Source organism: Psychrobacter sp. BI730 (genome assembly GCF_013414195.1).
Lineage (GTDB): Bacteria > Pseudomonadota > Gammaproteobacteria > Pseudomonadales > Moraxellaceae > Psychrobacter.
In genome coordinates, this window is the sequence record NZ_JAATTV010000006.1 from 1 (window position 1) to 14,962 (window position 14,962).

At 42.4% G+C, this 14,962-nt stretch carries 11 protein-coding genes and 2 tRNA genes; 5 read left to right on the forward strand and 8 right to left on the reverse strand.

What is annotated here, in order from left to right; genetic code table 11:
• Positions 1-250: 250 nt before the first annotated feature.
• The gene (locus HCZ91_RS05630; protein WP_179798619.1) at positions 251-1,996 is read right to left on the reverse strand and encodes a hypothetical protein; all 1,746 of its coding nucleotides are present in this window, start codon (positions 1,994-1,996) and stop codon (positions 251-253) included.
• Positions 1,997-2,233: 237 nt separating this feature from the next.
• On the opposite strand from HCZ91_RS05630, the gene HCZ91_RS05635 reads away from it, so the two are divergent.
• The 3 genes from HCZ91_RS05635 to HCZ91_RS05645 all read left to right on the forward strand — a co-directional run bounded on the left by HCZ91_RS05635 (position 2,234) and on the right by HCZ91_RS05645 (position 3,872).
• Positions 2,234-2,647 carry an OsmC family protein gene (locus tag HCZ91_RS05635; protein ID WP_179798620.1) on the forward strand — a complete coding sequence of 138 codons (414 nt, stop codon included), beginning with the start codon at positions 2,234-2,236 and terminating at the stop codon, positions 2,645-2,647.
• 1 nt (position 2,648) lies between these two features.
• Positions 2,649-3,113, forward strand: a complete 465-nt coding sequence (locus HCZ91_RS05640; RefSeq protein WP_179798621.1) for a flavodoxin family protein — start codon at positions 2,649-2,651, stop codon at positions 3,111-3,113.
• Between the two features lie 99 nt (positions 3,114-3,212).
• Entirely contained in the window at positions 3,213-3,872 is a 660-nt protein-coding gene (locus tag HCZ91_RS05645; RefSeq protein ID WP_179798622.1) for a DUF938 domain-containing protein, read from the forward strand.
• 124 nt (positions 3,873-3,996) lie between these two features.
• On the opposite strand, the gene HCZ91_RS05650 is transcribed toward HCZ91_RS05645, so the two are convergent.
• Positions 3,997-4,788, reverse strand: a complete 792-nt coding sequence (locus tag HCZ91_RS05650; protein ID WP_179798623.1) for a dienelactone hydrolase family protein — start codon at positions 4,786-4,788, stop codon at positions 3,997-3,999.
• Between the two features lie 560 nt (positions 4,789-5,348).
• Between HCZ91_RS05650 and HCZ91_RS05655 the strand changes: the two genes are divergently transcribed.
• Positions 5,349-7,436 (forward strand): catalase, encoded by a 2,088-nt coding sequence (locus tag HCZ91_RS05655; protein WP_179798624.1) that lies wholly within the window; start codon positions 5,349-5,351, stop codon positions 7,434-7,436.
• Between the two features lie 316 nt (positions 7,437-7,752).
• Positions 7,753-8,541, forward strand: coding sequence for an MBL fold metallo-hydrolase (locus HCZ91_RS05660; RefSeq protein WP_179798625.1), 789 nt, complete (start codon positions 7,753-7,755; stop codon positions 8,539-8,541).
• 87 nt (positions 8,542-8,628) lie between these two features.
• Here the strand turns inward: HCZ91_RS05660 and HCZ91_RS05665 are convergent.
• The 6 genes from HCZ91_RS05665 to HCZ91_RS05690 form a co-directional block, all read right to left on the reverse strand.
• A tRNA-Lys gene (locus HCZ91_RS05665) sits at positions 8,629-8,704 on the reverse strand.
• A 159-nt stretch (positions 8,705-8,863) separates the two neighbouring features.
• Positions 8,864-8,939: transfer RNA gene (locus HCZ91_RS05670), tRNA-Lys, on the reverse strand.
• Positions 8,940-9,133: 194 nt separating this feature from the next.
• Entirely contained in the window at positions 9,134-11,083 is a 1,950-nt protein-coding gene (locus HCZ91_RS05675) for a MacB family efflux pump subunit (protein ID WP_257019991.1), read from the reverse strand.
• Between the two features lie 270 nt (positions 11,084-11,353).
• Positions 11,354-12,673: an efflux RND transporter periplasmic adaptor subunit gene (locus HCZ91_RS05680; protein WP_179798627.1), complete on the reverse strand. Its 1,320-nt coding sequence runs from the start codon at positions 12,671-12,673 to the stop codon at positions 11,354-11,356.
• A gap of 246 nt (positions 12,674-12,919) precedes the next feature.
• Complete coding sequence (gene holA / locus HCZ91_RS05685; RefSeq protein WP_179798628.1) at positions 12,920-14,020, reverse strand: DNA polymerase III subunit delta; 1,101 nt, start codon at positions 14,018-14,020, stop codon at positions 12,920-12,922.
• A 159-nt stretch (positions 14,021-14,179) separates the two neighbouring features.
• On the reverse strand, positions 14,180-14,896 hold the full coding sequence (locus HCZ91_RS05690; protein WP_257019984.1) for a hypothetical protein: 717 nt from the start codon (positions 14,894-14,896) through the stop codon (positions 14,180-14,182).
• Between the last annotated feature and the right edge of the window lie 66 nt (positions 14,897-14,962).

Consider the following 14,962-nt stretch of genomic DNA (forward strand, 5'->3'; position numbering starts at 1 on the left):
TCAGAAGTGAAACATCGTAGCGCCAATGGTAGTGTGGTTCGCCCATGTGAGAGTAGGTCATCGTCAGCTCTCTATTCCCTCAATACCCCCTTACGCGAAAGTGTAAGGGGGTTTTGTTTGTGTGCGGAATTTTATAAAGTTTCTAAATTTAATGGACAGTTTCTTTCAGCTCAATTACTTATGTGATTGTAAAAAAAGACCTTTATCATTTAGATAAAGGTCTTTTTAAATCTTACATTTTTATCTTTTTCTAATTGTTATGTGGGTTCCATTGTTGGTTAGATTTAAAAAGATCCTGATATATTACATCTCTTATAGATTGTATATTAAATTTACTTTTATCCTCATTTAAGCGCAATATCCGTGGCAAACGACTTATTCCTAGCTTACCGTCAGCAATGGCATAATGCCTATATTGTTCATTGATAATACTATTACATTCAAATTCGACGTAAATCATACTTTCGTTTTGTATTTTAGCTAAACGAACGGTTGACATAAAAAAATCTTCTTGTAAGCTTTGCTCCATTTGAGAAATATCTTCTAATGAGTACTCAGGAGCTGTTCGGGATTTCAGTTTTTGCCAGAAGCTACCATTCTCTTTTATATATTTATAGTCATCTATACTATCTTTGAAAGACTTTAAGTTTTCTATAGAATCCTCAATTTCTTCAAGATTTGCTTTTATGATTTCTAATGTTGCTTTCATTGTTTCGGTATGATCACCTATGGCTTTCTCTTGAGAGCAAAGTAGGCTACGTGATTTATTTAATAATTGCGCCATAGAAATTAACTTTACAGCCATTATTTCACTACTGGTTGAGTACATAGAAAAAGGCTGTAATCGAAAATCTTCAATATTTTCATTCATTTTTTTTATCAACTGATCTAGATGATAAAATAAATAGTCTTGGTCATTTACATCATGAAGCGCTACTTCGATCATTCCAGGTAGTTTTTGAAGTATCAATATCGATAACTGCTTTTCAAATTTAATCAAACGCTCTCTAATTACAATCTCTGGGTTGCTGCCATCTTGTTCAAGAGGTGCTCTTAGTAAAGGTTGCAGATAGTTTTGATATAACTGTTGAATCTCATGCACAGATCTCAGCAGTGTGTCCGATACACCTACGTCGAGTGTATATAATCTCGTCATACAGTAGGCGGCATGTTCCATATATTCAGGATCATGCATTTGGTCTTTTTTAAGCACTATATGAGTTAAGTAGATATACTTTTTAACATTATTACCACTTTCATCTTCGTACAGAAATCGACGGAAAGAATAAGCATTTTTGTCAACTTTATTCGCACTACCAATTAAAAACCAATAACTCTGTCCTTCCACAATAAAGAACTTTCTATCTTTACCTTCTTTTTTGATAAAGGAGGGCAGATGTGTAAGTTCTTGAAAGCTGAGGTCTGACGAGTCCCAATTACGAAAGTCGCGTCCTTGTATTTGTTGTTTGATAAAAACTTCTTTGAAGTAGGATTTGATGGTATCGGTATCTAGTTTCCGTAAGCCCGGTTTAATCTCTAAAGTAATACTCTCTATCCATATAGCCAAATCATATAGAAATGCTGTCCGTATCATTTGCCTATATTTCTGATCAGAGATGCTATTATTTGTGTCTACACTATCAAGGTAGCTAAGAATCGCTTCGACCTCATCAGCCAACTTTATAGCATTGTAAGCGTTAATGTTTGGGTCGATAATTTTTAACATATGCCGTGAGATAGCGATTAATTCTTGATTATTCGTATGTAAGTTTTCAACAGTTTGTCTCAACGTGTTAGGACTTTTATGAATCAGATTGTCTTCATCATTAAGGAAAATACCTCGCGGTTTTAATATATTTTCATAGACCGTATCTTGACCTTGCTGATTGAGTTTTGGAAGGATACTGTTTACAACGTCAGACCAGTCTGAACTGAGAGTAGGATCTATAGATTTTAGTTTATATAACTGATATTCAGATAGGTCATGAATATTCATTAAATTTGCCCTTTCAAGGTTTTGCTATATCATAATATATTAACTTAGTAAGTATAGTGGGCAAATGTAGGATATCAAGTTATTACTTTCGAATTCGCACAAATAAGTGTGATATTTCTCTATAATCATTACTTATCATACATATATTAGAATGGATTAAGAGATGAGTCATGAATCGTACTAAAAATTTTAACTAAATCAATTGTAAAGAAACGATCTAAAAAATAGGATAATAATATGACAACCTCAAAAGTAACCTACCAAGGCAATTTACGCACCCAAGCCATTCACCTACAGTCGAATAATCAAATCATCACTGATGCGCCGACGGACAATCATGGTAAGGGCGAAGCGTTTTCTCCGACTGATTTGCTAGCGACCAGTTTGGGCAGTTGCATCTTAACGATTATTGGTATCAAAGCCGAAGCGATGGATATCGATATCTCAGGTACGACTGCAGAGGTCACTAAAATCATGGCCGCCAAACCAAGACGTGTGAGTGAAATACATATCGTGGTCAATTTTTCAAAAGCTTTGGACGAGAGTACCTTAAAGCGATTTTATAAAACCGCATTGACCTGCCCAGTAGGCAATAGCTTGGATCCTGAGATTACTCAAAACTTAGTGTTTAACAATGGCACAGACGCCTAATATGTTTACTAAGACTTTACTCATCGTCGCTCATGCGCCATCGCCCAATACTCAGAAATTGGCGCAGGCGGCTTATGACGGTGCCAATCATCCTGATATAGATATCAACGTCATTTTGAAATCACCGCAGGATACGCAGCCTGAAGATGTATTGGCTGCTGATGCGTTACTGCTAGGTACGACTGAAAATCTAGCGTATATGGCAGGGCTGACCAAGGACTTTTTTGATCGTTGCTATTATCCCGTGCTAGAAGAGAAGCAGGGTATGCCATTTGCGGTATATATACGGGCAGGGCATGATGGTACAAGCACCAAACTTGCGCTCAAAACGATTACAACGGGGCTACGTTGGTCATGGATTCAAGAGGCGCTGATACTACAAGGCGATTGGCAAGATAGCTTTGCTGAGCAAGTAGAAGAGCTTGCCATGACGTTGGCCGCTGGGGTAGAAGCGGGTATTTACTAGTATAAGTTGTTTGGTAGTCACTAGGGCAGTATTAGACAGTGCTTGTTCATCTACTGCTATCAATGCTGAGAGCATAAAAAAAGGTCTGGGAGGATAGTAATGCATGACGATAATCTGGAGAGTGATAATCCAAATAATAAAGTAAATATTTCTGCATTGCCGTTTTCTCAAGCGTGTGAGAATAATAAACAACCTATTTTAGAAGTACTTCAAACAGAGCTACAAGGCTGTAATCATGTATTAGAGATTGGTTCTGGAACGGGGCAGCATAGTGTTTACTTTGCGCCTAATCTGCCTGAGATACAGTGGCAAACTAGCGATGTGACTGGTAATCATCGCCATATAATCGCTTGGCACAATGCGTATCCTGCACCCAATCTATATTCGCCATTAGCGTTTGATTTGAGTACGGATGCCGTACCTGTCAATAGCCAGTTAAACTTACCTTATGATGCAATGTTTACGGCTAATACGCTGCATATTATCAGTTGGGCTTTGGTTGAACGGTTGTTTACATTGGCTGGTGATGCGCTACCTACTGATGGCAAACTGATTGTATATGGCCCATTTAACGAGGATGGTAAATATACCAGTGAGGGCAATCAGCGATTTGATGCGATGTTGAGAGCAGGTAATCCTGATAGTGGCATTCGTCATAAAGAAGAGGTTGTCAGTTTAGCCAGTGAACATCATTTGCAACTTGTCACTACTTATGCGATGCCTGCTAATAATCAGCTATTGGTATTTCAGAAGCGCTAATTTTTTAAAGCGTCAGCAAAAACTAAATAAAAAGACACCTTAATGGATCGTTATCAGATCTTGTTGAGGTGTCTTTTTGTTTGGGTTTGCTTATATTATTACTTATGCAACTTGTGCTGCTGGATTATTTATATTCTTCTGCTAAAAAGTCTAAGTAGCGTTTCCAAGAGCGCTCATCGGCGCGGGCGTCATATCTATCGCTGCCAAATACGCTAAAGGCATGTGGCGCACCGCTGTAGGTAACCATCTCATGAGGTACTTTGGCTGCTTCTAAGGTCTTGCCCAAAGTCGCAAAGCTCTCTAGCGAGACAGATTGGTCAGCAGAGCCATGGAATACTAGGATTTCTCCCGTAGTTTTGTCATAACTTTGACCAGTTGGAATATCAAAGGCACCGTGGAAAGGTACAAAGGCTTTTTGCTCAAAGCCTGAGCGTGCTAGCTCTAACGCGACCGTACCGCCGAAACAATAACCCATGGTCGTGCCTTTACGCACATCATTGCCTTGTAGTTGTCCTGCCGTCAGTGCTCCTGCCAATATGCGGCGCATTTTATTACGATCATCATATAGCTCCCCAGTTAGGCGTTTGTTTTCTTCGATAGAAGTAGGGCGAATGCCTTGTCCAAACATATCGGCCGCCAATACGTTGTAGCCTTCAGCCGCTAACATATCAGCACGTTTGCGCTCATAGTCAGTTAGACCGTCCCAATCATGAATCAATAAGATAAAAGGTGCATTAGCTTTGTCCGCCTTGGCGTAATAGCTTTCGTATGCTTTATCATCGACCGTATAGGTAACGCTCTTGGTCGTGATAGCAGCAGCTGTTTGACTGAACGTTAATGCCATTAGACCCATTGATGCGCCTACTAGCAATGAGTGATAAGGTTTTTTAGTCGGGGAGTTTAGAGTTGGTAACATGGTAGGTGGCCTTATAGTTATATAAAAAATAGTCGCATCATCAAATCCCTATAAATCCGCTACATTGTCATCCTCGCTAACTATACCAATGTATAACTTGCGCTCGGTTTTCTTGTATCGAAATTATCTGAATTCAACGATATAAAAAAGATAAATATAAGGCTAAAACCCTGCCAATTTATTTATCAATAGTTTCTGATACTTCATAAAAAGAATACCTTAAAGAATAACTACATTACAAGATTCTATTGTTAACGTTTATGCGCCTTTAAGACCATCTAAAGTAGTCGCTTTATAGCATCTATAAACGTTAACTAAATATCAACAAGGTTTACTATATACGCAACTATATTTGACTTATTTTTTGGGTAGTATAAGTCCTAAGCCTATTATTCCTTTACGAATTTTAGTGCGGTATCAGTTTAACGCTCGGCAATGCTGAAAACACAGATAAATAAATGACAGATGAAGTCACCACTACCTCAAAGGATATCAAACCTGTGTAGGCACTCTTTTAATGATTTAAAAGAGCACTCTCAATCTATTAGCTAGGACTTTTTATGAATGATAATATCGATCATACGGACCCCGCCAAAGACATGAATACGGAACGTGGCAATGGTGGTGAAACACATCAGCGCGCAGGTGACGACACTAAAGTATTAACCACGCAACAAGGTGTGGCCATCGCTGACAACCAAAACTCTCTAAAAGCAGGCTCACGTGGACCGACGCTATTGGAGGATTTTGTATTACGTGAAAAAATCAATCATTTTGACCATGAGCGTATCCCTGAGCGTATCGTCCATGCTCGTGGTAGTGCCGCACACGGTTATTTTGAGCTGACAGAGTCTCTAGAAGAATATACGACTGCCAAAGTATTGACCGAAACAGGTAAGCAAACACCATTATTCACGCGTTTCTCAACGGTAGCCGGTAACAAAGGCTCAAAAGATACACCACGTGATGTGCGCGGTTTTGCTGTGAAAATGTATACAGAAGAAGGTAACTGGGATATCGTTGGTAACAATATGCCAATCTTCTTTATCCAAGATGCGATGAAGTTTCCAGATTTGATCCATGCGGTAAAACCAGAACCAGATCGCGGTTTCCCACAAGCGGCCTCTGCTCATGATACGTTCTGGGATTTTGTCTCACTAAGTCCTGAAACCATGCACAACTTAATCTGGCTGATGAGTGATCGTGGTCTACCACGTAGCCTACGCATGATGGAAGGTTTTGGTATTCATAGCTATCGCTTAATCAATAAAGACGGTAAGAGCACCTTTGTACGTTTCCACTGGAAGCCAGTATTGGGCGTACAGTCAACTACATGGGATGAGGCAGTGAAAATTTCAGGTGCTGATCCTGATTACCATCGCCGCGACCTGTTTGAGTCGATCAACAACGGTGACTATCCTGAGTGGGAGTTTGGCGTACAGTTATTTACTGAAGAAGAAGCCAATGAATTCCCATTTGACCATCTAGATGCGACCAAGCTGATTCCAGAAGAATTAGTACCAGTGAAAGTCGTGGGTAAGATGGTACTGAACCGCTATCCTGATAATTTCTTTGCAGAGACTGAGCAGGTAGCATTCTGCCCATCGCACCTGCCACCGGGTGTTGATTTTAGTAATGATCCACTATTGCAAGGTCGTCTATTCAGTTACTTGGACACGCAGCTATCACGTCTAGGCTCGCCAAACTTTGCCCAGATTCCTATTAATGCACCAAAATGTCCGTTTGCTAATAATCAGCAAGATGGTCATATGCAGATGCAAGTGCCTAAGACACGTGTACTCTATGAGCCACAAAGCCTAGATCCAACTCGTCCTCGTGAAAGCGCTAAACGTGGTTTTAACTCATTCCATGAGCAACTAGATGATGGCGTAAAAGGCCGCGTACGTGACGAGAGTTTTGCAGATCATTATAGCCAGCCACGTATGTTCTACCGTAGTCAGACAACAACTGAGCAAGCACATATCGCAACTGCTTATGCGTTTGAGCTAGGTAAGGTAGATACAGCCCATGTACGTACGCGTATGCTTAGCCATTTGATTCATATCGATGAAGACTTGGCCAATCGCGTAGCAACGGCATTGGGTATGGAGCTACCAGAGCCAGCTGACGCGGCTGCACCTGTGCAAGACTTGGGAACCTCTAAAGCGGTACAAACTATTGGCCTAACGCCTGATAGCTTAAAAGGTCGCATGATTGGTATCTTAGTTGCAGAAGGCTCTAATAGCAGTGAAGTCAAAAAATTCGAAGATGCCGCCAAAGCGCAGGGTGCTAGCGTCAAGATTGTAGCGCCTAACAAAGAAGTCGTATTGGATGATGGTACACGCATACAAGCTGATGAGCGCCTCGCTGGTGGTCCGTCAGTGATGTTTGATGCTGTCGTTAGTATCATTATGCCTGACCAAGCTAAAAAGCTGGCCATGGACAGCTCTGCGTTAGATTGGTTCAATGATGCGTATAACCATTGCAAAGCTATCGCATATTGCGGTGCGACTGATGAATTTATCTTAAGTAAGCTCCCAGTTGAAAAAGATGAATTTGTGACGCCATTGGCCGAGCTAGATGCCTTTATTAATAATGCTAAGTCTCGCCTATGGGAACGTGAGCCAAAGGTTCGTGATCTTGCATAGTCGATAAATAGATAGTTTACAAACTATCTAAATACTAAGTGTTTCCTTAAACCCAGCCTAAGCGCTGGGTTTTTTGCTTTTTACTAATAAGGTGAGAGTTATCATGGATAGAATTATATAGGCGGTTATGAGTAGTAAGTTGTCCATAGTTAATTGTTAGCCGCATCGTCTCTTTATGTCGCCTTACTCTTGTATATAGTCACAAGCGTTCACTCAAAGTCGTTTTATTTATCGTGACGGGCGCTATACTAAAGGTTGGCTATAAAACTGAACAAAAGCCTCACAATAATAACGACGAATGAGGTAGGGAACACCAATGAGTCTATGTGAAATTGTACGATTAGAAGGATATATCCAGAGTAGCTATCTGGCAGTATATCCAGATAAAATAATGCTGTTAGATGGCTGCTGCCGTGCTGATGTGCCGATGGTGCTTGACTATATTAAGACAACGTTAAAACGACCCGTCACCGACCTAAAAGTAGTGGTGGTCACGCATATGCATCCGGATCATGCAGGCGGTGCACATAAGTTTCGAGAAGAGACGGGCTGTCTGATTGTCTCCGCTGATAAAAAAAAGCAGTGGTATAGCGGTATTGGCGGGCGCACGATGCACTTCGTAGATATACATCTAGGATATTATGTGGCCAGACGTCAAGGACGCCCACTTAAAAACCTATATTACTCGGCAAGTCTAAAACTAGATATCACTGTCACAGATGGTGAGATTGTGCCACACTTTGATGAGTGGCAAGTACTAGAGACGCCAGGTCATACGGATCGTGATTTGTCTTTGTTTCATCTGCCCAGTCGCGAAGTATACACCGCTGATTTAATCATTAAGTTGCGACACAAGTTCGTAGCACCATTTCCTGTCTACTACCCTAAAGACTATGTTCAATCGCTAAAAAAAATCAGGGCATTGCAACCGTCAATGGTGATGATGGCACATGGTCGAGAGCTAGCGATGAGTGAGGCAGAGTTCGATGAGTTTATTGCTCATGCACCTAAGCACCCACGTACCATCAAAGATACGATCAGACACAAACTACTATGGCGCAAGAGAGATAACTTTAGACTATTTAAACGCAAGCATAATAAATAGAGGTACATAAAAGCTAAGAAACAACATTTAAAACGCCCAGACGAAAGAAAGCCCAGTTACTAAGATAGTAACTGGGCTTTCTAAATATGGTGGGCTGTCCGCGACTCGAACGCGGGACCAATTGATTAAAAGTCAACTGCTCTACCAACTGAGCTAACAGCCCTGAAGAGTATATAAAAAAGCAATGCTTTTTAACTCTGCAAGAGAAAATTCTAACTAAAGAACTTTCTAAAACTAAACATCTTAACGATGTCTTTTAAATTTATCTTTATTAGTCTACTACCGGATAGGGTAGAACGATTAATAAAGATTAAACTAAATATGGTGGGCTGTCCGCGACTCGAACGCGGGACCAATTGATTAAAAGTCAACTGCTCTACCAACTGAGCTAACAGCCCTAACGTTTAAAGTGTTTGTATCCCTAAACGTGAGAGCACATTATATATATTATTATGACAATTACAACCCCACATGATAAAAAAAGTGTAATTCTCTTATAAAATTGCCAATTTATTCCAGTTTATTTAAATTTTCGTCATTATATCGATATTGACTGCTCTATTTTTGGCTAAAGCGAGTCAATAATCGATTATTAGTCTCGAGAAAGTGCTTCAACAGGATCTAGTTTGGCAGCATTACGCGCTGGCAAGAATCCAAATACTACGCCAATTAACGTCGAACAAACAAAAGCAGCAATAATAGAGGTTGATGAATAGATAACTTTGAAATTATCACCGCCCACACTATTAATTAACTCACCAATGGCAAATGCCAGTCCAATACCGATCAGCCCCCCTAAGATACAGACCAGAATGGCCTCAATGAGGAACTGCTGCATAATATCGCTCTGACGCGCGCCCACTGCCATACGTACGCCAATCTCGTTGGTACGTTCAGTGACAGAGACTAGCATAATGTTCATCACCCCAATACCGCCGACGATCAATGAAATAACCGCGACCGATGAGATAAGTAATGTCATCGTGCCTGTCGTCGATTCAATGGTTTGACGGATAGAGTCTGAATTGCGCAGCTCAAAGTCATCTTTGCCATGGCGACTCTCTATTAAGTCAGAGATGGCCGTCTCTGCTGCACTGGAGGAGATACTATCATCTAACAACGCTACAAAGCGGTCAATATTGGTACTACCCGTGACACGCGACATCACCGTCGTATAAGGCATATAGATAGTAGGCGTCGTCACACTGGGGCCAAATCCACCATCGCTCTCTTCGAGGACGCCAATCACGCGTCCAGGCACACTACCAACCAGTATCACCTCACCAACAGGATTATCAATATCTGAGAAAAAGGTCTGTTTAGCGTTGTCATCGATGATGATATCTTGACTACGTAATGTAATGCTTTTTGCATCAAACCCTTGGCCCAATGTTAATGTCTCACCAGTGACGTTTAGATAGTCTTCACCAACGCCATTGACGGTAGCATCCTCTTGTATATTACGATAGCGGACACTAGAGCTGGCATTTACCTGAGGGCTGACACTGATAATATAGGGCTGATTGCCGACCGCCTCTGCATCTTCTGGTGTCAAATTGTCATCATTATAGCGGCGTCTAGGATCGCCTCTAGGGTAGCCATCATTGACGGTAATGGTATTGGTACCTAACGAGCTGATATTGGCAAGGATTTGCTGCTGAGAGCCTTGTCCAAGGCCTACGATAGATACGACTGCGGCAATACCGATAATAATGCCGAGCATAGTTAGTAGAGTACGCATCTTATGCGCACGCATGGCAAGCAAAGACATTTTAAACGCTTCAAGCAGTCGATCAATAAAGCTACCAAAGGCACTTTTACGGTGTTCACCAATGATAGACTCTGGTTTTTTGTCGGTGTGCTTATAATGCTCGGTTTGATAGTCAGCGATGACATAGCCGTCTTTTAGTTCAATCACACGCTCCGCTTGCGCTGCCAGCTTTGGATCATGAGTGACCATGATAATGGTATGGCCTTGTGCGCTGAGGTCATGCAAAATCGCCATGACATCTTCGCCAGATTTGCTGTCTAGGGCACCCGTTGGCTCATCTGCCAAAATAACGTCACCACCATTCATCAGTGCACGAGCAACAGAAACACGCTGCTGCTGTCCACCTGAGAGCTGATTGGGACGGTTATTGACCTTATTGCCAAGGCCCAAATCCGTTAATAGCTTCTCAGCACGATTGGTGCGTGCCTCGGTATCCATGCCCGCATACACGGCAGGGACGGCGACGTTGTCTTTGGCACTGATATCACCAAGCAAATGATAGCGCTGAAAAATAAAACCAAAGTGCTCACGGCGCAGTTCTGCTAGCTGATCGGCATCAAGCTTACGGGCGGATTGACCATAAATCTTATAATCACCAGCAGTGGCTTGATCTAGACAACCTAAGATATTCATCAAGGTGGACTTACCAGAGCCTGATTGTCCAATGATGGCAACCATCTCACCTTGGTGAATCGTCAGATTGATATCATGCAAGACGCGAATGGTTTGCTCACCAGCAGGGAACTCTCTGATAATGCCAGACAGCTCCATAATGGGCTTGCCTGATGCAGGATGGTTAGCGGTATTGGTTTTTGCCGGATTACTTAAGTTATCTGAGCTGTTTGAAGGGTTAGCAGTAGTGTGTGACCCTAAGTTTTGAGCCGTGCTACTTTCAGAGCTATCTTCACTCGACGGTTTAGGAGATTGAGATATAGTCATAGCAGTGTCTTTAATAAAGGCTAATAAGCGTTATAGTGTTGTTATGAAAGGGCTGCTATGTTTTTAGCAAGCCTTTCTTACTCAACATAGTCAAAGCACAAGTTACATTTGAGGTCCACCAGGTACGCGGCCGCTATCTGATTTCTTACCGCTCTCTTCACTGATGATTACTTCTTCCCCTTCTTTCAAACCACTTAAGATTTGCGCATTTACTCGGTTATCAATACCGACTTCTACAGTACGCTCTTCTACGGTTCCGTCATCTTTTAATACACGTACAAACTTGCCCGTTGTTGATTTGCCTTTTTCTTTAGCTCGCTTTTCTTGTATCACTGTTGATGGTACTAATAGAGTATTTTTGGCTTCGTTGACGATGATATATATCTGTGCCGTCATATCGATTCGAAACAAGCGGTCAGGGTTTGGTACTTCTATGTAGCCGACGTAATAGATAGCAGCGTCTGTCGAGCTGGTGCTACTGATCTGCTCTGGGGCAGGTTCGATAGCGGTTAATGTCGCATCATACTGTTTGTCTGGATTACCGATAATATTGAAATAAGCAGGCATACCAGCACTGACGTTAATGACATCAGCTTCTGAGATTTGCGCGTTGATACGTACGGTCGATAAATCTGCTAACGTCACCAATGTGGGCGCCGTTTGGTTAGCATTGACCGTAGTACCTTGCTCAGTCGTAATAGAAACGACTGTACCTGATATTGGTGCACGAATCGTGGTATAGCTTAGATCTTCTTCAGCAGTACTGACGTTGGTTCGTGATTTGCGTAATGCTGCTTGCTGACTGTTGATATTGGCTTCTGTGGTCGCAATCGCGGCTTTAGCTGTGTCGATAGCCGCACGTGCATTGGCAACGGCTGCTTTTGCAGTCTCGACACTGGTCGCCTGCGTGTCATATTCTTGTTGTGAGATAGCATCGATAGCGACTAAGTCTTGCAAACGCGCAAAGTCAGACTGTGCTTGTTTGAGCTCAGTCTGACGGCTGGCAAGATCAGCATAGGCACTTTTTAGACTGGCTTGTTTGCTCAACGATTCTGCTTGCGCACTTTGTAGCGCGGCTTCGCTTTGCTCAAGACTGGCTTGTTCATTGCTCAGGCTGTTCTTCTGAGTCACTTGATCAATCTGCGCAATCAAATCGCCTTGCTTGACTTCGTCACCGACTTCAACGTACAGGCGTTTTACTTCACCAGATACCTGTGCCCCTACATCGACGGTATTTAACGCTTTTACTTTACCAGATGCCATGACATTGTTTTCAATATCACCGACTTCAACGGTTGCGGTTAAATAATTAGGTGTGGCTTCTTCTGGTTTTAAAAAAGTATAGGCCAAAGCCCCTAATGCTACGATAATTAAGGTGATGACACCCCATTTGATAGCAGACTTTTTGCTTATTTTGCGCATGACAACAATCCAATCACAATTAAATCAAGTGTAGATATAGTAGAGCCTTCATGAGTAAAAGGGAATGGCAATTAGTTTAAGAAAGGTTAAGGTGGTTTTACAATGGGTGAAGGCTCAGTTTCAAAGTTGATGAAGACAATTCATTCTGGCACTGATGAAAAAGCCAGCTTTGGATAGGATGGATTATTAGAATAACTGAATGAAGTATAGCGTTTATAAAGCGTAGAGAATAAAAATAATGGAGAGTTAGCGAGCGGTAAACAAGCGCTTTCCAGATAACTCTAATGCTGCCTGTAGTAAGAGCTCCCAAGCTGGCTGACGAACGAGACCTTTGATGGCTTGGTCACAGCGATAAAGCAGGGCAGGCCATTCGGCAGTTTGCGCCTTTGACTGACGGCGGCACGCTTGCTGATATAAGCCTTGCTTGCTGCGCCATATGCCAAGTGCTTGCGGGTCTTGTCCATCCATCAATTGCATAATCTGACGCATGTCTTTGCTGATAGCCCATAACATTAAAGTAGTGGGCTCATCGGTCGACCTTAGCTGAAACATAATTTTGGCGACCTGCGTACTATTACCCGCGAGCATTGCATCAGACAAATCAAACACACTAAACTGCGCGTCGCTCACCAATGCTGCTTGTAGGTCTGCAATATCCAATGCCACATTATTCGCAGGTTGTGAAAAGCTATTAGATTGTTCGGTGCTATTGTCATTAGCACTATTTTCACTAGTACTGTTATTAGCAACTAGCTGCGGTGCAAACAGATAGGACAATCGCCAAAGCGTTTGATAAGCACTTAGCAAATGATGCTCAGTGTGTGACATGAGTAGCTGCCACGCTTCTTGAGACAGTCTTAAACCAAACTTCTGAGCTTGTATTTGTAGTAGCTGTTGGCGCTGCTGCTCATTGTATAAATTGCAATCAATGACATTGCCATACTGCGTAAAAGGAGCAAACCATTTGCTGCTCTGGCTGCGTTTGTCTTGCTTAGGTGTAAGCCACAATACACTATGACCATGTGTGCCAGCTTGTGCCTCGACCGCAAAACGTTCCAACTCAGCGATAACTGCTTTGTCGGGTTTATGATTGCCCGTCACGATTAAGGCGCTGGCATCATCAAATAGAGACTGACTGCCAAGCTCTGACAGTACTTCTTGCCAGCTCTTGACAGAAATCAGCTCTATACGTTTGATTGCATAGTTCTGCGCGCGCCAGTGTGGACGCAGCGCATCTATCAACCATTGACTCAGCAGTGGCTCGTCACCGTGCGCCAACCACAAGCCCGCTACCGCAACCGAGGGCTGCAGTAGTTTTGGATAGGCTTTGATGAAAGTATCTTGCATAGCGTGGTGTTACACAGGTTAATGAGCAGGTAATGCCAGTTCCAAAAATATGCTCAGCAGTGTCAAGCTAGCCCAGTCTACTCAAGGTAGTACTTACACTCGCTTAGTTTGCTACTCATACTTCTAGAAATGGTATCGTTTGATAATCAGAATAACTAACTATTCCGGTTGTGGTACGACGACAACGGTTGGTGTCACACCTTTATTCATTTGCAGAGATTGTTTGGCAGCAGGTGCGACTTTAGGAAGCGAGATAGCAACATACTGGTCAGTGATACGGCGAGCTAAAGTATCATAGAGCCAATCACGAGTCTGATCGCCTTGCTGATCGTCAGTACTAACAGATGCTTCGTTGTACTGATAGCTTCGCTCGACTTGAATGGGGTTGCTTAGTGTTACAGGCTTACCATCTTCCATCGTTTGATAGCTGACATCTGCTGATAGTACCAAGCGAATCTCTGTTAATACCCCAACCAATTCGTAACGCTTAAAACGTACATTACGGATGTCGATAGCGGCAATAGACTCAGCCCCTGCTTGTTGGTTATTACGAGCAACTTCTTCTGAGCTCATATTACCAATAACATCGACACCTAACGTCTTTAGGCGACGCGTCAATGGTAGTTTGAGCGGGAATGAGGTGCGATTATCTTCGATAATGACCGCTGTTTTTTCGACGTCAAGCAGCATCGCTGAGTCGTAACCACGTAGCTGAAAGCCGCAGCCGCTAAGAGTTGCCGCTGCACCTACCACGGCGAACATTGGCAGCGTAGCAAATAGGATTGCTCCGAGCTTTTGGCCATGGGACTTTTTATTAGCTAGGCTGTGTGCGCTTAATTCTGGCTGCGCCTGCTCAGCTCGATGCTTGTACGACATAAACGCTATCCTCATATGATAAGAAGGCTTAGAACACTAAGCCTAAAATACTTAGCTCAAGATACC